Annotated in this window: 22 protein-coding genes and 1 tRNA gene; 4 read left to right on the top strand and 19 right to left on the bottom strand. The window is 67.7% G+C overall.

From position 1 onward, the window contains the following. Window positions 1-966, top strand: a complete 966-nt coding sequence (locus tag AX676_RS09745) for an NAD(P)H-dependent flavin oxidoreductase (protein ID WP_066480106.1) — start codon at window positions 1-3, stop codon at window positions 964-966. Between the two features lie 21 nt (window positions 967-987). On the opposite strand, the gene AX676_RS09740 is transcribed toward AX676_RS09745, so the two are convergent. Beyond that, on the bottom strand, window positions 988-1,449 hold the full coding sequence (locus tag AX676_RS09740; RefSeq protein WP_066479511.1) for a DUF1465 family protein: 462 nt from the start codon (window positions 1,447-1,449) through the stop codon (window positions 988-990). A 99-nt stretch (window positions 1,450-1,548) separates the two neighbouring features. Beyond that, on the bottom strand, window positions 1,549-1,746 hold the full coding sequence (locus AX676_RS09735) for a YdcH family protein (RefSeq protein ID WP_066480109.1): 198 nt from the start codon (window positions 1,744-1,746) through the stop codon (window positions 1,549-1,551). Between the two features lie 200 nt (window positions 1,747-1,946). On the opposite strand from AX676_RS09735, the gene AX676_RS17285 reads away from it, so the two are divergent. Further along, window positions 1,947-2,102, top strand: a complete 156-nt coding sequence (locus AX676_RS17285) for a YdcH family protein (RefSeq protein WP_082730952.1) — start codon at window positions 1,947-1,949, stop codon at window positions 2,100-2,102. Between the two features lie 130 nt (window positions 2,103-2,232). On the opposite strand, the gene AX676_RS09730 is transcribed toward AX676_RS17285, so the two are convergent. The 7 genes from AX676_RS09730 to AX676_RS09695 all read right to left on the bottom strand — a co-directional run bounded on the left by AX676_RS09730 (window position 2,233) and on the right by AX676_RS09695 (window position 6,415). Next, window positions 2,233-2,604, bottom strand: a complete 372-nt coding sequence (locus AX676_RS09730) for a PilZ domain-containing protein (protein WP_066479520.1) — start codon at window positions 2,602-2,604, stop codon at window positions 2,233-2,235. A 66-nt stretch (window positions 2,605-2,670) separates the two neighbouring features. Continuing rightward, entirely contained in the window at window positions 2,671-3,138 is a 468-nt protein-coding gene (dksA, locus tag AX676_RS09725) for an RNA polymerase-binding protein DksA (protein WP_066479526.1), read from the bottom strand. A gap of 814 nt (window positions 3,139-3,952) precedes the next feature. After that, window positions 3,953-4,029, bottom strand: a tRNA-Arg gene (locus AX676_RS09715). A 34-nt stretch (window positions 4,030-4,063) separates the two neighbouring features. After that, entirely contained in the window at window positions 4,064-4,549 is a 486-nt protein-coding gene (locus AX676_RS09710) for a DUF1178 family protein (RefSeq protein ID WP_066479528.1), read from the bottom strand. After that, a complete protein-coding gene (locus tag AX676_RS09705) occupies window positions 4,546-5,370 on the bottom strand; it encodes a carbon-nitrogen hydrolase family protein (protein WP_066479531.1) in 825 nt (274 codons plus the stop codon). The genes AX676_RS09710 and AX676_RS09705 overlap by 4 nt, the downstream gene beginning before the upstream one ends. Then, on the bottom strand, window positions 5,367-5,624 hold the full coding sequence (grxC, locus tag AX676_RS09700; protein ID WP_066479533.1) for a glutaredoxin 3: 258 nt from the start codon (window positions 5,622-5,624) through the stop codon (window positions 5,367-5,369). The genes AX676_RS09705 and grxC overlap by 4 nt, the downstream gene beginning before the upstream one ends. A 32-nt stretch (window positions 5,625-5,656) precedes the next feature. After that, entirely contained in the window at window positions 5,657-6,415 is a 759-nt protein-coding gene (locus tag AX676_RS09695; protein WP_066479536.1) for a ComF family protein, read from the bottom strand. Between the two features lie 42 nt (window positions 6,416-6,457). Here AX676_RS09695 and AX676_RS09690 point away from each other — a divergent pair, with 42 nt between their 5' ends. Together AX676_RS09690 and AX676_RS09685 are read left to right on the top strand one after the other, a co-directional pair. Beyond that, the gene (locus tag AX676_RS09690; RefSeq protein WP_197417034.1) at window positions 6,458-7,309 is read left to right on the top strand and encodes a class I SAM-dependent methyltransferase; all 852 of its coding nucleotides are present in this window, start codon (window positions 6,458-6,460) and stop codon (window positions 7,307-7,309) included. Then, a complete protein-coding gene (locus AX676_RS09685; protein WP_066479541.1) occupies window positions 7,306-8,472 on the top strand; it encodes an aminotransferase in 1,167 nt (388 codons plus the stop codon). Before AX676_RS09690 ends, AX676_RS09685 begins: the two co-directional genes overlap by 4 nt. Here the strand turns inward: AX676_RS09685 and mtnA are convergent. The 10 genes from mtnA to trxA all read right to left on the bottom strand — a co-directional run bounded on the left by mtnA (window position 8,459) and on the right by trxA (window position 16,495). Further along, window positions 8,459-9,502, bottom strand: a complete 1,044-nt coding sequence (gene mtnA, locus AX676_RS09680; RefSeq protein ID WP_066479543.1) for an S-methyl-5-thioribose-1-phosphate isomerase — start codon at window positions 9,500-9,502, stop codon at window positions 8,459-8,461. The genes AX676_RS09685 and mtnA overlap by 14 nt on opposite strands. Beyond that, complete coding sequence (gene mtnC, locus AX676_RS09675) at window positions 9,499-10,146, bottom strand: acireductone synthase (RefSeq protein WP_066479545.1); 648 nt, start codon at window positions 10,144-10,146, stop codon at window positions 9,499-9,501. Before mtnC ends, mtnA begins: the two co-directional genes overlap by 4 nt. Window positions 10,147-10,157: 11 nt before the next feature. Continuing rightward, the gene (locus tag AX676_RS09670; RefSeq protein WP_066479547.1) at window positions 10,158-10,703 is read right to left on the bottom strand and encodes a 1,2-dihydroxy-3-keto-5-methylthiopentene dioxygenase; all 546 of its coding nucleotides are present in this window, start codon (window positions 10,701-10,703) and stop codon (window positions 10,158-10,160) included. After that, the gene (gene mtnB, locus AX676_RS09665) at window positions 10,700-11,368 is read right to left on the bottom strand and encodes a methylthioribulose 1-phosphate dehydratase (RefSeq protein WP_231725993.1); all 669 of its coding nucleotides are present in this window, start codon (window positions 11,366-11,368) and stop codon (window positions 10,700-10,702) included. Before mtnB ends, AX676_RS09670 begins: the two co-directional genes overlap by 4 nt. Before the next feature lie 63 nt (window positions 11,369-11,431). Further along, entirely contained in the window at window positions 11,432-11,983 is a 552-nt protein-coding gene (locus AX676_RS09660; protein ID WP_231725992.1) for a cytochrome b, read from the bottom strand. A gap of 83 nt (window positions 11,984-12,066) precedes the next feature. Beyond that, window positions 12,067-12,444 (bottom strand): c-type cytochrome, encoded by a 378-nt coding sequence (locus AX676_RS09655; RefSeq protein ID WP_066480116.1) that lies wholly within the window; start codon window positions 12,442-12,444, stop codon window positions 12,067-12,069. A 135-nt stretch (window positions 12,445-12,579) separates the two neighbouring features. Beyond that, entirely contained in the window at window positions 12,580-13,701 is a 1,122-nt protein-coding gene (locus AX676_RS09650; protein WP_066479550.1) for a pyridoxal phosphate-dependent aminotransferase, read from the bottom strand. A 34-nt stretch (window positions 13,702-13,735) separates the two neighbouring features. Then, window positions 13,736-14,524 carry a sulfite exporter TauE/SafE family protein gene (locus tag AX676_RS09645; protein ID WP_066480118.1) on the bottom strand — a complete coding sequence of 263 codons (789 nt, stop codon included), beginning with the start codon at window positions 14,522-14,524 and terminating at the stop codon, window positions 13,736-13,738. A 41-nt stretch (window positions 14,525-14,565) separates the two neighbouring features. Next, window positions 14,566-15,822 (bottom strand): dipeptidase, encoded by a 1,257-nt coding sequence (locus tag AX676_RS09640; RefSeq protein ID WP_066479552.1) that lies wholly within the window; start codon window positions 15,820-15,822, stop codon window positions 14,566-14,568. A 352-nt stretch (window positions 15,823-16,174) separates the two neighbouring features. Continuing rightward, a complete protein-coding gene (gene trxA / locus AX676_RS09635) occupies window positions 16,175-16,495 on the bottom strand; it encodes a thioredoxin (RefSeq protein ID WP_066479555.1) in 321 nt (106 codons plus the stop codon). Window positions 16,496-16,499 lie beyond the last annotated feature (4 nt).

Genomic DNA, 16,499 nt, shown 5'->3' with positions numbered 1-16,499 from the left:
ATGGCCCTTCCCCCGCTCTTCGATCGCCTCCGGCTTCCCGTCATCGGCTCGCCGCTGTTCATCATCTCGGTTCCCGAGCTCGTCATCGCGCAGTGCAAGGCGGGGATCGTCGGGTCCTTTCCGGCGCTGAACGCCCGTCCGCAATCGCTGCTGGACGAATGGCTGCACCAGATCACCGAGGAACTGGCGGCCTGGAACCGGGACAATCCGGACCGCCCCGCCGCCCCCTTTGCGGTCAACCAGATCGTCCACAAATCGAACGACCGGCTCGAAGCGGACCTGATGACTTGCGCCAAATGGCAGGTACCGATCGTGATCACCTCGCTCGGCGCGCGCGAAGAGTTGAACACCGCCGTCCACGGCTGGGGCGGCATTACGCTCCACGACGTAATCAACGACCGCTTTGCCCGCAAGGCGGTCGAAAAGGGTGCGGACGGCCTCATCCTCGTCTGCGCGGGTGCGGGCGGTCACGCCGGCCTGCTCAACCCGTTCGCCTTCACCCAGGAGGTTCGCGGCTGGTTCGACGGACCGATCGCGCTGTCGGGCGCGATCGCCAATGGTGGCGCGGTGCTTGCCGCGCAGGCGGCGGGTGCCGACCTCGCCTATATCGGGTCGCCGTTCATCGCGACGGTCGAGGCGAATGCCGACGCCGCGTACAAGAATGCGATCGTCGCGGGCGGGGCGAGCGACATCGTCTACACCAATCTGTTCACCGGCGTGCACGGCAATTATCTGCGCGGATCGATCGAGGCCGCAGGGCTCGACCCGGACAATCTGCCGGAGAGCGATCCGAGTGCGATGAACTTCGGATCGGGCGGCAACCAGAAGGTCAAGGCGTGGCGCGACATCTGGGGGTCGGGCCAGGGAATCGGCGCAGTCACCGCGGTCGAATCGGTGGCGGATCGTGTCGACCGACTGGCCAGCGAATACCAGGCGGCGCGCACCCGGCTCCAGATCGGCGGCTGACCCCGCCGGCACGCCGCGCGATCAGATCGCGCGCCGCAACCTTTCCATCATGGCCCGTGCCGGGCTGCCCGCGACCGCGGGTTCGGCCTGTGCGACGTCGAGCCGGGCGACGCGACGATGCAGCTCCGCGCTGGCCGCGATCAGGTCACGCGCCACACTGGGCATGCGCTCGACGACGCTCATATCGCTTGTGGGGGCCTCACCCAGCCGCCGCGAGGGGTCCATCGCATCACGGCGGGGGATTTCGCCGGCCATGACCGCCCGCTGGGTCAGCAGCCAGGCGATAACGTGCATCAGCCGCGTCGTCACCTTGAGCGACTCGCATGAAAAGGCAACCTTGGTCAGCGGATCGAGCGTATCGCGCTGGCCCCGCCCGACCTCGTCGAAATAGCCGCGCGCTTCGTCCGCAAGAAGCATCGCTTCGACATACAGCGCGTCGATCAGCCTGGGTTCGAGGCGGGCCGGATAGGGGCTTTCGTCCATCGCGCATGATTGCCACAGCTTGCCGTTCGCCGGAACATTCGTTTTTGCGGCCGTATCAACAAGCTGTGCATAACTGGAGCGCCTCGCGGGCCGCCGGGTTCAGGCGATGATATCCGGCAGCAGCCAGTCCTCGATCAGCGCGATTTCGTCCTTCAGGCGAAGCTTGCGCTTTTTCAGCCGCGCGAGCTGGAGCTGGTCCTGGGAGCCAGCGGCCCGCAGCGCCTCGATTGCCGCGTCGAGGTCACGATGCTCGACCCGAAGGATTTCAAGACGTTGGCGAAGTTCCGTATCGTCCAATGATCGAACCTCCACGACGTCCGCGCCCCCGCCCCTGCCGCCACCGGTGCCCGCATCGGCGCCGAAACACCGGCAGTCGCCACGCGCCGCAGCAAATTCCGCTCCGCCCATCGAATAGCGGCAAAGTGGTGGGCGACAAACCCGGCCGTTCATGATTTACTTGCCGACCCTCATCCCCAAAACGCAGGAGGAAAAGGTCAATGCAGGACGCCCATTTCGAGGCTTTGCAGAGCAAGCACGCCACACTCGACCGTCGGATTCAGGACGAATCGCTCCGTCCGCTGCCCGACCAGGCGGTGTTGCGCGATCTGAAGCGCCGCAAGCTCCGCGTCAAGGAAGAGATGACCGCCGGCTGAGCCACACCCACACCGGGCGGGCCGCAAACGCGCTCGCCCGGACATTTCTCAAATCGAGCGGTTTGCATCGCTCGCTCGCTAAGCGCCGGATCCACGATGAGCGGCGGATCTCACGGTCGCGCGACGTCGCTCAGCCGTGTGCGACGCCTGCTTCGCCATAGGCCGACCCGCGGGCCGGACGCGACGACTGACGCCGCGCGAGGCTGGGATCGACCGGGCGATCGAACGAAATTCCGATGCGGCCGTCGGTCGACCACGCGATCGTCCCCGAGACGAGGCCAAGCCCGCGCAGATCGATTTCAACGGGCGTACCCGCGATCAGCGGCGCGGCATAATCGGCCATGATCCCGCCGGTCGAAAGATTGCGGACCCGGGTCGTGACCGCGCGCCCGCCCTCGACCCGCAACTTCGCGCTGAGCGAAGCGGTCTCGCGCGGCGCCGATCGCACCTGGCGACTGGAGGCCGCTGCCTCACTCCTTGCGCGCGTCTTGTCCTGTTCCATCGCCTGCTCTGCCTGCCGATACTAGTCCTCGGATATCTACCACAAACGCATCAAGCGGTTAAACGACTATTCGTCGCGCGAGATTTTCTCGTTGCGTTCATGGCGCTCCTGCGCTTCGACCGTCATCGTTGCGATCGGACGGGCCTCCAGCCTGGCCAGCGAGATCGGCTCGCCGGTCACTTCGCAATAGCCATATTCGCCGTCGTCGATGCGACGCAGCGCCGCGTCGATCTTTGAGATCAGCTTGCGCTGGCGGTCGCGGGTGCGCAGTTCGATCGACCAGTCGGTCTCGCTCGACGCGCGATCGGTCAGGTCGGCCTCGCGCAGCGGCTCCGACTGGAGCTGCGACAGGGTACCCTGCGCCTCGCGGTGAATGGCGTCCTTCCAGTCCAGCAGCTTCTGCCGGAAATAGTCGAGTTGCCGGGGGTTCATGAACGGCTCGTCGGCGCTGGGCCGATACCCCTGCGCCGCCGCGTCATTCGCCGGCGCATGATCCCGTTCAGATTGCTGCATATGATCCAAAGCCGTCGCCATCCCACTCTCCGTCCCGGTTCCCCGCCAACCCGAGCCGGCGGACACCGCCTTTCCACGCCGCGGCCTATAGAGCGGCGCAAAGCACACCACAAGCGAGCAATTTCGGCACGTTGATCGTTATCGACCCGTGCCGACGCGGCGGACATGGCGATGTCGGCACGGTCGTGTTCCCGTGGGCAGGAGACGACGCGATCGGTTCGTCGGTTACTTTCTGTCAGGCGCCACGGTCAGGGAGGCATGGGTCCCTGGGTATGCGCTTCCCTCCCATTAGCCTTGCCGACGCTGCGCCCCTCACTCCCGCGCTTCGCGTAACGCGTCCAACTCGGCTAGCCTGACGGGGTCATCCGCTGCCAACGCCTCCTCAAGGTAGAAATTATGCGCAATGTTCTGCACCACCTCTTTGGCTTCGCCGCTATACTCTTCGCTGATCACCGCAAAGGCGTCGACTAATTCCCGAAGAAACCCCTTATCAAGCTCCTAGAGCTGTCCGGCTAGGACCTCCATCATTTGAACGGCCGTATCGAGATTGAGCTCGCCCTCATCGGTCAGTTCAAGAAATACGACATAATCTGCAATGATATGCGCAACTTGCTTCGCGATCATGGTTCTACCACCCTCACCCTTATATTCGTGACTTTCATTCTCCTAACCAGCTCAATCTTTCACGCCTTTCCGGACACCCGAGTCTCTTTCACCGAGCCAATATCCTGCGCGGCGCGTGATGTTTGAATTTTGGTTTGGCCTATCCCCGGCGGTTATCGCCGTATCGATGACGCTGCCGATGCTGCGACTGGCAGTGGAAATTTCGGGAATGTGGTGCCCCGGGAGAGACTCGAACTCCCGACCTGCGGTTTAGGAAACCGTTGCTCTGTCCTGCTGAGCTACCGGGGCGGCGGGTCGCAGGTATCGCGTGCACCCGGTCGGGTCAATTCAGCGTGTCGGGGGCGGCGACGGGGATGATCAGCGGCGCGACGGGCACGCCTTCGTCGATCAGCGCGCGAGCCTGTTCGACGGTCGCCTGGCCATGGATCGGCGCTTCGGGTTCGTCGCCCAGATGCATCGCGCGCGCCTTGTCGGCAAAGGACCGGCCGACCCATTGCGAGCGTTCGAGCAGCGCGGCCTGCGCCCTGGCGACCATTGCCAGCGCAAGCTTGGCCGCCTGGTCTTCGGTAGTCGGCACGGCGGAACCGGAAGCCCCGGTTACCGCCGGAAGCGACGCCGGCATCGCCTCTTTGCGGCGGTTCCCCTTGGCGGCGACATTGGGCGCCATCACCGCCTTGGCGATGCGGTCGTCGCCGCAGATCGGGCAGGACAGCAGGCCCTCGGCGCGCTGCGCCTCAAAGCTCGCGCTCGATCCGAACCAGGCTTCGAACACGTGCGCGTTGCCGCACCGCAGATCGAAGACGATCATGACACCTGAACCACGGGCGGGATGGTCCGGCGATGCCGGAGTGCCGGCACGCGGGCACGGACCTCTTCCAGGCGCGCGAGGTCGATGTCGGCGTAGCCGATGCCGGATTCTTCCCCCATGTCGAGCAGCACTTCGCCCCAGGGATCGATGACCAGCGAGTGTCCATAGGTGGCGCGGCCATCGGCATGGACACCGGTCTGGGCGGCAGCGACGACGAAGCACCCCGCCTCGATCGCACGCGCGCGCAGCAGGACATGCCAGTGCGCCGCCCCAGTCGGCCGGGTGAACGCCGCCGGCACCGCGATGATCTGCGCGCCCGCGTCGCTGAGCGCCCGGTAGAGGTCGGGAAAGCGCAGGTCGTAGCAAATGGTCGGCGCCAGCAGGCCGAGCGGCGTTGCCACCACGGTCGCCCCCTCCCCCGCGGCATAGACCGCGGATTCGCGCCAGCTTTCCCCGGTCGGCAGGTCGACGTCGAACAGGTGCAGCTTGTCATAGCGCGCGCGGATCGATCCCGTCGCGTCGATCACGAACGCGCGATTGGCGAAGCGTCCGTCTGCGCGCAGGAGCGCGAGCGAGCCGAGATGTACCCAGATGCCGTGCGTTGCCGCCGCCGCGCGCACCGCTGCGAGCGTCGCGTCCGCTTCCTCGGCGACGATGCTGGCCGACGCACGCGCGCGGTCCCGGTCGATCAGGTTGGACATTTCCGGCGTGAACAACAGGGTCGCGCCGTTTGCGGCGGCCTCTGCGACCGCGGCCGCGAGCGCATGCGCATTGGCGGCGGGATCGGTCCCGCTGGTCAGCTGGGCCAGCGCAATCTTCATTGCGCGAGCAGTTCGTCCAGCTGGCCGCGCCGGTCGAGTGCGGCGAGGTCGTCCGAGCCTCCGATGTGACGGCCGTCGATGAAGATTTGCGGCACGGTTGTCCGGCCGCCGGCGCGGTCGACCATCTCGGCGCGACGCGGGCCGCCCATCGTCAGGTCGATCTCGTCATAGCTCGCGCCCTTGTCGCCGAGCAGCTTCTTCGCCCTACTGCAATAGGGGCAGAATGCCTTGGTATAGATTTCGATGTGCGCCATCCGCCAAGAGTTGTGGTGCCGCACCCCGCTTGTCAATCGCCGACCTCTGCGTCGCGCAGCACGCGCGCCCAGCACAGCACCTGGACGCGCGCGGCACCCGCCCGCTTGAGCGCGCGGACGCAACCGTCGGCCGTCGCGCCGGTCGTGTAGACATCGTCGATCAGCACGATGTCGCGGCCCCGGACCGTCGCCCGCGCCGCCGCCGGGACCGCAAACGCCCCGGCCAGCGTCCGCGCGCGCTGCCCTGGTCCCATTCCGCGCAACGCCCGGGTGGATCGCGTGCGGACCAGTGCCGCGGGCGCGACGCTCAGCCCGGTCGATTGGGCCAGCGCCCGCGCGATCAGCAGCGACTGGTTGAATCCCCGCGACCACAGCCGCCAGCGATGCAGCGGCACCGGCACCAGCAGCGGGCCATGTTCGGTCGACCGATCGAGATGGCGGGCCATCAGCCGCGCCATCGTCGCCGCCACGCCCAGCCGGCGACCATATTTGAGCTTGAGCGCGAGGACGCTCGCCACCCGCCCATAGGCGACCGCAGCGGTCACGCCGTCATGTGCGGGCGGGTGCGCCAGGCACGCCGCACAACGGGCAGCCTCGCCACGGTCGAAGGCAAAGGGGGTGCCGCAGCCCGCGCACGCAGGTGCGCCGGGAAACGCAAGGTCACGCCAGCAGGCCGCACACAGCCGGTGATCCGCCTCGACCACCTCCCCGCAGCCGGGACAGCGCGGCGGCAGCGCGAGGTTGACCAGGCGTCGGAGCGGACGGGCGAGGATGCGGGCGCGAACCAACATCCCCGCTTGTCGCCCGCTGCCGGCAACGGCACAAGCGCCGGCATGGACCAGGCGGAAATCTTCGACCGGCGGGCACGACGCCTGCGACGCGACCGTGCGGCGACGGCGACGCCGGGTGGGGATTTTCTGCGCGCGCAGATGATCGAGGGAATTGTCGACCGGCTCGACGCGGTCGCCCGGCGCTTCACCGACATTCTCGATCTCGGTTGCGGCGCGGCGGACTTCGACCTGCCGGGCACGCGCATCGTCCGCTGTGACGCGGGGTTCGGATTTGCCCGACGCGCAAGCGGTCCCGCGGTTCAGGCGGATGAGGATCGCCTGCCCTTTGCGGATGCGAGCTTCGACCTGGTGGTCAGCCTGGGCGTGCTCGACAGCGTCAACGACCTGCCCGGTGCGCTCGCGCTGATCCGCCGCGTGCTGCGACCCGACGGGCTGTTCCTGGGCGCGTTCACCGGCGCGGGATCGCTGCCCGCATTGCGCGCCGCGCTGCGCGCCGCCGAACCCGATCGCCCGGCGCCGCGCCTGCATCCGCAGGTCGAGGTGCGCGCGGCGGGCGACTTGCTGATGCGCGCGGGCTTTGCGCTGCCGGTCGCCGATGTCGAGCCACTGGCGGTGCGCTATCGCGACCTCGGCCGCTTGCTCGACGATCTGCGCGCGATGGCCGCGACCAACATCCTGCGCGATCGGCGCGCGCTGGCGCCAGCCGCGTTGGCCCGCGCCGCAGCCGCCTTTACCCAGGCGGCCGACGCGGACGGGCGGACGACCGAAACCTTCAACCTCGTCTATCTGACCGGCTGGGCACCCGATCCCTCGCAACCGCGTCCGGCGCGCCGGGGCAGCGCGTCGCGCTCGCTCGCCGATGCGCTGCGCCCGCCCGGAGCACCGACCGAATGAACCCGATCTATGCCGCTATGCCGACGACCGTGTTCGAGGCGATGTCCGCCCGCGCGCGTGCCGCCGGCGCGATCAATCTGGGCCAAGGCTTTCCCGACGGAAACGGGCCGGACGCGGTGCGCGCCGCCGCCGCACGCGCGCTCGACCACCGGTCGAACCAGTATCCGCCGATGGCCGGCATCCCCGAACTGCGCCAGGCAGTCGCCGACTTCTATCGCGACACGCAACAGCTCGACCTCGACCCCGGCGAAGTCATCGTTACTTCGGGGGCGACCGAGGCGCTGGCGGCGGCGCTGCTCGCGCTGATCGCGCCGGGCGACGAGGTGCTGATGTGCCAGCCGCTCTACGATGCCTACCTGCCGCTGGTGCGGCGCGCCGGCGGCGTGGCGCGGCTGGTGCGGCTGACGCCCCCCGACTGGCGGATCGACCCTGCCGCCCTGGCCGCTGCCGCCGGGCCGCGCACGCGGCTCCTGCTGCTCAACAACCCCCTCAATCCGTCCGGATCGATGCTGGGGGCGGACGCGCTTGCGGCGATTGCGCGCTTCTGTGTCGAGCGCGACGTCGTCGCGATCTGCGACGAGGTGTGGGAGCAGGTGGTGTTCGACGGTGCGGTGCATGTTCCGCTGATGGCGCTGCCGGGGATGCGCGACCGGACGGTCAAGATCGGATCGGCGGGCAAGATGTTCGCACTCACGGGCTGGAAGGTCGGATGGATGTGCGCGGCGCCGCCGATCGCATCCGTGCTGGCCAAGGCGCATCAGTTCCTGACCTTCACCACCCCACCCAACCTGCAATATTCCGTGGCGGAGGGGCTGGCGACGCAGCGCGACTGGATCAGCGCCCAGAGCGCGGCATTCGAGCGATCGCGCGACCGGCTCGCTAGCGGGCTGAACGCGATCGGGCTTGCCACCGTGCCGAGCGCAGCAACCTATTTCCTGTCGGTCGATCTCGAACGATCGGGGATCGCGATCGACGATGTGGCCTTCTGCGACTGGATCATCGACCATGTCGGGGTCGCCGCCATCCCGATTTCCGCCTTCTACGCCGAAGATCCGGTGCGGCACCTGGTGCGATTCTGCTTTGCCAAGGTCGACGCGACGCTGGATGAAGCGGTCGCGCGGCTTGGCCGCGCCGTGCCCGCACTGAAGGCTACAGCCGGCTGAGCACGCCCCGCTCGGTGATGTAACCGGTCACGAGCCGTGCGGGCGTGACGTCGAACGCGGGGTTGTACGCCGGTGAATCGGTCACCCGCACCGTCGCCATGCCATCGCCCGTCGGGCCGGTCAGCAGGCGCAGCTCGTCGGGATCGCGGTCCTCGATCGGGATCGATGCGCCATCAGCGGTGACGGGATCGAACGTCGTGTAGGGAAGCGCGACATAGAAGGGTACCTCGTTGTCCGCCGCCGCCAGCGCCTTCAGATAGGTGCCGATCTTGTTGCAGACATCGCCATTGGCGGTGACCCGGTCGGTGCCGACGATCACCGCGTCGACCTGACCCCGCGCCATCAGTAGCCCGCCGGCATTGTCGGCGATGACGGTATGCGGCACGCCATGATTGGCAAGCTCGAACGCGGTCAGCAGCGCCCCCTGATTGCGCGGCCGGGTCTCGTCGACCCAGACGTGCAGCGCGATGCCGGCATCATGCGCGAGATAGATCGGCGCGGTCGCGGTGCCGTAGTCGACGGTCGCGAGCCACCCGGCGTTGCAATGCGTCAGGAGGTTGAGCGGCGCACCGCCCTTCGCCACCGCCAGCTCGCGCAGCAGCGCCAGGCCATGCTCGCCGATCGCGCGGCACAGCGCGACATCCTCGTCACAGATCGCGTCGGCGCGTGCGAAGGCGGCGGCCGCACGATCGGCAGGGGCGAGCGGCGCCACAGCCTCGCGCACCCGATCGAGGGCCCAGCGCAGATTGACCGCGGTCGGCCGCGTCTCGAGCAGCATTGCATAAGCCGCGGCAAGCCCGTCGTCGCTCGCGTCGACCGCCAGCGCCATGGCGAGGCCATAGGCGGCGGTCGCCCCAATCATCGGCGCGCCGCGCGTCCACATCTCGCGGATCGCCCGCACGGCGGTGTCGGCGTCGCGCAGCTCCACCCAGCGAATTTCCCAGGGCAGCAGCCGCTGGTCGAGGATGCGCGCGCCGCGCCCATCGGCGGTACGCTGGATCGACCGGGTCGTTTCGCCGGCGAGAATCATGTCGCGAGCACCTCGTCCAGGCTGGCGATGTCGGCGTCGGCGCCGCCCTCGCGGTCGATCCGCAACGCCGAAAGCCCGGCGGCGCGTGCGGCGTCAATCTCCGCGGCAATGTCGGAAATGAACAGGATATCGGACGGATGGGCATCGATCGCGCGGGCGATCGCCGCATAGGAGGCCGCGTCGCGCTTGGCCCCGATCCGGGTGTCGAAATGACCGGCGAGAAAGGGTGTCAGGTCGCCCGCGACGCTGTGCGCGAACAACAGCCGCTGGGCTTCCTCCGACCCGGAGGAATAGATGAATATGCGCCGACCCTGCGCCTGCCAGCGGGCAAGCGCGCGCGGCGTATCGGGGTAGACATGCCCCGACAGACTGCCATCGGCATAACCCTCGGCCCAGATCATTCCCTGCAGCGTCTTGAGCGGGGTCGCCTTGCGATCCTCGTCGATCCACTGGATCAGAGTGGCGACCGGATCCCCCGGTGCGACCGCGGCGACCTCCGCCAGGATCGGTGCGCACCGCGCGGCATTGGCGGCGACGAACGCGCGAAGGCGCGCGCGGGCATAGGGGAACAGCGTCTCGGCGACGAACGCGATGCTGCTCGTCGTGCCCTCGATATCGAGCAGGATGGGCCCGGCGCTCGGCATGAAGGGCAGCGTCAGGCCGCGGCCGGCTCGTGGCGGGGAAAGCGCGACGCAATCGGATCGCCGGTGAATTTCGCCACCCAGCCGTCGGGATTGGTGAAGAGACGTATCGCGGTAAAGCGCGGCGCGGGCCCCATGTCGAACCAGTGGCGCATCCCCGCGGGCACCGAAACCAAATCGCCAGCGGTGCACAGCAGCGCATGAACGCGATCGTCGGTGCGCAGGCAGAACAGCCCCTCGCCCGCGACGAAGAAACGCACTTCGTCCTCGGCATGCCGGTGCTCGTCCAGAAACTTGGCACGCAGCGCGACCCGATCGGGATGGTCGGGGGTCAGCGCGACGATGTCGACCGATCGATAGCCACCCTGTGCCTTGAGCCGGTCGATCTCGGGTGCGTAGGCGGCGAGGATGGCATCCGCCGGCATGTCTGCGACGTCGCGCAACGGCCATTGCTCGAACCGCACGCCGATCCCGGCCAGATCTTCGGCAATCCGGACCGGATCGACCGTCTCGGCGATCAGTGCGCCATCGGCGGCACCGCGAATGGTCAGGCGCGTCATGATCCTTGCGCCTCCCGCGTTGCGTGCCACTGGCGTTCGGCAAGCTCCGCGGCGACCAGCCACTCGACGGCCTCGCTCACCCGCTCAGCCTCGGCGACGTCGACGCCCCAGGCATAGGCCCCATGGCCGCGGATCAGGAACACGGGCGCACATTCCGATCCGTACAGCCGGGGGCGGATCGCCGCGTCGATCACCGCCATGTCCTGGCTGTTGTCGACGATCGGGACGATCCGTCGCGTCGCATGGGTATCGACGCCCGGAAAGGCTTTCAGCATCTCATGCCCCTCGATCACCCACTCTTCCGAGCCGACGGCGCGCGACAGCGCGACCGCTGACGGCGAGTGCCAGTGAAGAATCGCCCCTGCGTGCGGGAAATGCTCGTAGAGCATGAGGTGCAGCGCGGCCTCTGCCGAGGGTCGTCCCGCCTCCAGCGCCACGCCCTCGGGCGACAGCGCCATGAAATCCGCGCGGGTCAGCCGCCCCTTGTGCCGCCCCGATCGCGTAACCAGCACATTGCCGTCGGCCAGCCGCGCCGAATAATTGCCCGACGTCGCCGCCGCCAAGCCGCGCGCATCCAGCCGCGCCCCGGCAGCGATCAGCATATCGACGACCAGCGCCGTGGGATCGCCATGGACTGGCGGCGGGGAAATGGGGGCGATGTGCATCGTCACAGTTTAACCAATTCGCACGATATGGCCATCGGGTTGCAGGCAGATGACCCGGCGCGATCAGCCGCGTCCGCCGGTCATCCGCTGGAGCACCCCGTCGCGAAGCAGGAAGCCGTGACGCAGCGCGGCAACGATGTGGCCCGCAGCCAGGATCGCAATGGCGATCCCCAGCACTTCATGCCCCTCGTGCATCAGGTCGGCCAGCGCGCTTTCCCGCTCGATCGGGAGTTTCGGCACCGTGACCAGGCCGAACCAGGACAGCGGATATTTGCCCGCCGAACTCATCGCATAACCCGTAAACGGCACCAGGATCATCAGCGCATAGAGCACGCCGTGCATGATCGCGGCGAGACGCCGTTCGTTGCGGCCGGTATGTGCGGGCAGCGGCGGCGGCGGATTGGCGATGCGCCAGCCGAGGCGCAGCAACGAAAGCACCAGCACGGTCAGACCGATCGACTTGTGCAGCGGGAACGGGCTGCTTCCCACCGCTTCCTCGATCGCGTCACCCAGCAGACCGATTGCGACATTGGCGATGATCAGGATGGCGATCACCCAATGCAGCGTACGCGCAATTGCGTTGTATCTGAGGGCCCCGCCCAGATCGCTCGTCACGCCCGTCTCCTCGTCCCAGTGCCGTCACGCCGGTGTCAGGCGCAATCGGCGCCCCGCCCGTTGCCGGGCGAGGCGCCCGTCGCTTATTTCAGCGTCTTGAGATAAGCGATGATCGCCTTGCGCTTCGCCGGGTCGGGCTGGCCGGGATAGGCCATCTTGGTGCCCTTAACATAGGCCTGCGGCTTGGTCAGGTAGGTATCAAGTGCAGCTTCGGTCCACACGCCACCCTTGGCCTTCATCGCCGGGGAATAGGTGTAACCGGGATAGGTGCCGACCTTGCGGCCGACGATCTGGTGCAGGCTCGGCCCGATCTTGTTCGTCTTGGGCGTCACCGCATGGCAGACGGAGCAGGGTGCGAACGCGGCCTTGTTCGGCGCGCCCTGGCCCGACGCCTGCGACGCGATCGCCGTCAGCCCGATCACGACTGCTGCACTCAAACTCGTCTTCACGACCTTCAGCATCTTGAACCACTCCTTGCGCTTCTCGTGGGCATCCACTGCCGCCGATTAGCCTGTTGCGGGGCGGGCAGACAAGGTGGTCCGGAAGGCCAGGTGCCGATATTGCTGCGGCATGTGCCCTGGCCGCCCCGATTGCCTTCAGGCGCGCATGATTTCGGGCAGTGCGGCGGCGTATCGCTGTACGTCCTCGATCCGGCCGGTGCTGACGCGCGACCATTGCGTCCATTTGCCGTAACTGCCGCGAATCATCACGCTGCGCGCGGCCATCGCCTTTTGCACGGCATTCGCGTCAGGCACCTTCACGAACACGAAATTGGTCTGGCTGGGGAGCGCGGCAAGCCCCGCCGCCTTGACCGCATCCATGATCATGCCGCGCCCCTCGACGATCCGCGCCTTGGAATAATTGAGGAACGCGATATCGCCATAGGAACCGATCGCCGCCGCCAGCCCGGCGCTGTTGCCGCCGAAGCTCATCAGGTGCTCGCTCACCCGCTTCGCAACCTCCGGCCGCGCCAGCGCATAACCGACGCGCAGGCCCGCCATGCCGTAGATCTTCGAGAAGGTCCGGCAGACGACGACATTCTCGCCCGCCTTGACGAGATCGGCGACCGAATGGTGCTCGGGCCGGTCGGTCAGCTCGTTATAGGCTTCGTCGACCAGCACGGTCGCCTTCGGCCCGACCTTGCGGACAAAGGCGCGGACCTGGTCGCCGTCGATCAGCATGCCGGTCGGGTTGTTGGGATTGCACAGATGGACGAGCGCAATGTCCGGCGTGACCGCTGCCGCCATCGCGTCAAGGTCGACGCCCATGTCGGCGGCGAGCGGAACGCGCAGCACCTTAGCGCCCTGCCGCTCGGCATATTGGACCGTCGTGTCCCAGAACAGGTCCGCACCCAGGATCGCGCCCTTGTCCTTGTATGCGAGCGCGATGGCGGAAAGCACTTCGGTCGATCCGTTGCCGATGACGACGTGATCGCGCGACACCGCGAATCGCTCGGCGATCATGTCGGTCAGGCGACGCAGCCCGCCATCGGAATAATAGCACCCCTTCCCCGCCGCGTCGGCCATGGCGCGGATGGCGCTGGGCGCCGGGCCGAACGGATTTTCGTTGCGCGACAGCAGCGCGACGCCGGGCGCGGGACCGAACACCGGCGGTTCGGCCGACGGAAAGGCATAGGCGCTGCGCGTGGCGGCGATCGCCCCACCCCCGGCGACGGCGGCGGCGCCCAGCCAGGCGCGTCTGGAAAGCTCGATCGACATGGCGGTTTCTCCCTTTGGTTGCAGTCTCAATCTCTCATCCGATGATCCCGTTGCGGATCATCACGACGCCCACGAACAACAAGTAGATGCCAAAGGCGCGACGGAGCAGCGCCGGGCTCAACCGATGCGCCGCCGCCACCCCCCAGGGTGCCGTGACGATCGACATCGATGTGACGATCAGCGCGCTCGGCACGTTGACGAAGCCGAGCGATCCCCAGGGCAGATCGGGCACGCCGAGGCCGATGGCGACGAAGCCGATCATGCCGGGCAGCGCGATGATCACGCCGATCCCCGATGCGGTCGCGACCGCACGGTGGATCGACTTGCCGCACAATGTCATCACGATGATCGCGATCGTGCCGCCGCCGATGCCGAGCAGCGACGAAAAAGCGCCCAGCCCGCCGGCAATCCCGGCGCGGGTCAGGCCGCCGGGCATGTCCGTCGCCAGGTGCCGGTCGGCCAATAGCGGGAACAGGAAATGCAGCGACATCAGCGCCACGCCGGCGCCGAAGATCAATGCCAGCCCATCGCTGCTCAACCGCGCGGCGAGCACGACGCCAATGCCGACACCCAGCACGATCCATGGTGCCCACGCCCTAAGCACGTCGAAGTCGACGGCACCGCGGCGCGCGTGCGCCTGAACCGAGCGCAGCGATGTCGTGACGATCGTCGCCAGCGACGTGCCGATCGCGACGTGCGCCAGCTCGGCCGGATTGCCGCCGAGCAGCGGCAGCAGCACGAAGAGCGCGGGCACGACGACGAACCCGCCCCCTATTCCGAACAGCCCGCCCGCAAAGCCGGCGAACAGCCCCGCGGCGAGCATCGCCAGCAGCGGCAGCAGCCAGTGCACGGCGCCCGCCGCGCTCAATGGCCTTCGGAGGGCGCGGCCGCCCTCGCATCCGGTGCGGCGGCGGCCTCGGCGGCGCGCAGCACGCGCAGCAGGTTGCCCGACCAGATCTTGGCGATGTCGCGCTCGCTATAGCCGGCCTTCAGCAGCGCGTCGGTGATCCGGGGCAAGGCGGTGATGTCGCGCATTCCGACCGTGCCGCCGCCGCCGTCCCAGTCGAGCCCAATCCCGACATGGTCGGGGCCAACGACCTTGAGCGCGTGGAGCAGGTGCGCCATGAAATCCTCGAACGTCGCCGGATCGGTTTCGGGATAAAGGCGATCGATCTCGCGCCGCTTGGCCAGCATCGCCTCGCGCTGCGCGGCGGTCATCGCGCCCGGAGGCCGATCGGCATTCAGCGCGCGGAGCGCCTGTTCGCGCGCCGGGTTGGGCTTGAGCGCGCGCAGATAGCCGCCATAGGCATTCATCTGGATGACGCCGCCCTTCGCCGCAAGCGCGCGCAGCCGGGCGTCGTCGACATTGCGCGGGTGGTCATAGATCGCCTTGCACCCCGAATGGGTGAGCACCAGCGGCGTCTTGGACAGCGCCAGCGCGTCGTCGAGCGCCGCATCCGAACTGTGCGACAGGTCGGGGACGATGCCCAGCCGGTTCATCTCGACCAGCAGGTCGCGTCCCAGCGGGCTCAGCCCCTGCCAGCGCGGCGTCTTCGACGGGTCGGTCGAGCTGTCGGCGAACTGGTTGTGGGCAAAGTGGGTAAAGCCGATCATCCGCACGCCCATGCGATGAAAGAGCGTGATCAGCCCGATATCCTCGCCCAGCGGATAGGCGTTTTCCATCGACAGATAGACGATGCGCTTGCCCGTCGCAGCGATGCGGGCGGCGTCCGCGGCGGTCAGCGCCAATTCGAACTGTTCGGGCGCGGCGGCGATCATCTTGTGGATGGACACGCCGCGCATGACCGCGAAATCGCGCGCCGCACGATAACCTGCGGGATCGAGCGGTCCCTGCGCCGTGTAGATCGCCCACATGCCGCCATCGAGCCCGCCGGCCTTCATCCGGGGCAGGTCGACCTGGGTATAGTCTTGCGTGGCGTCGTGACGCTCGAGGATCGACCAACCGGGCAAGTCGAGCGACGCCGGGGTGTCGAGGTGCGAGTCGAGCGTGATCAGCCGGTCATGAAGGCGCTGGGTCGCCGCAGGGACGGCCGGCACATCCTGCGCCACGGACGGTCCCGTCGCCACGGCGAGCAGCGCCGCGCCGAGCAGGTAGCCCATCGCACGCGACCGGCGCGACGATTTTCTGGAAGATGTGAACGGACCGGCATGGTTCATCGACACGGAAAGCCCCCGCTTTTGCGATCGCTGTTCGGGCCTCCCCCGGTCGTTCGCGTTCAGACGCGCGCGCCGGTTTCCGGCTGTCAGCGCAACTGGGCGACCTGGATCGACACCCACACGGGCAATGTCGTTACCAGCGCACGGGCCACGACGACACAACCCGCAACCACCAAGCTAGCGTCGCGAACGAAAGAAATGCAAGCAGCTTCGTGCCGTCCCGTCATGAACATGCAAAGGGCCGCGCAATCCGGGCGATCGCGCGGCCCTTGATCCGGTGGATCTGTGACGAGGCCTAGAGCGCGCCCTGCAGCCACGCCTTGAGCGCGCTTTTCGGCTCGGCACCGACCTTGACCGCGCTCGGCTCGCCGTTCTTGAACAGGATCATCGTCGGGATCCCGCGCACGCCGTAGCGCCCGGGCGCGTCGGGATTGTCGTCGATGTTGAGCTTGGCGATCGTCACCTGCTCGCCCAGTTCGTCGGAAATTTCCTCCAGCGACGGGCCGATGATCTTGCACGGGCCGCACCATTCCGCCCAGAAATCGACGAGCACGGGCTTTTCGGCTTCGAGCACGTCGCTCTGGAAGCTGGCATCGGTCACGGCTTTGGTCGCCATATTC

This window comes from Sphingomonas sp. CCH21-G11 (assembly GCF_001555965.1).
Taxonomy (GTDB): domain Bacteria; phylum Pseudomonadota; class Alphaproteobacteria; order Sphingomonadales; family Sphingomonadaceae; genus Sphingomonas.
The sequence above is the reverse complement of the archived record's forward strand: the minus strand, read 5'-3'. Positions and strand labels throughout refer to the sequence as shown.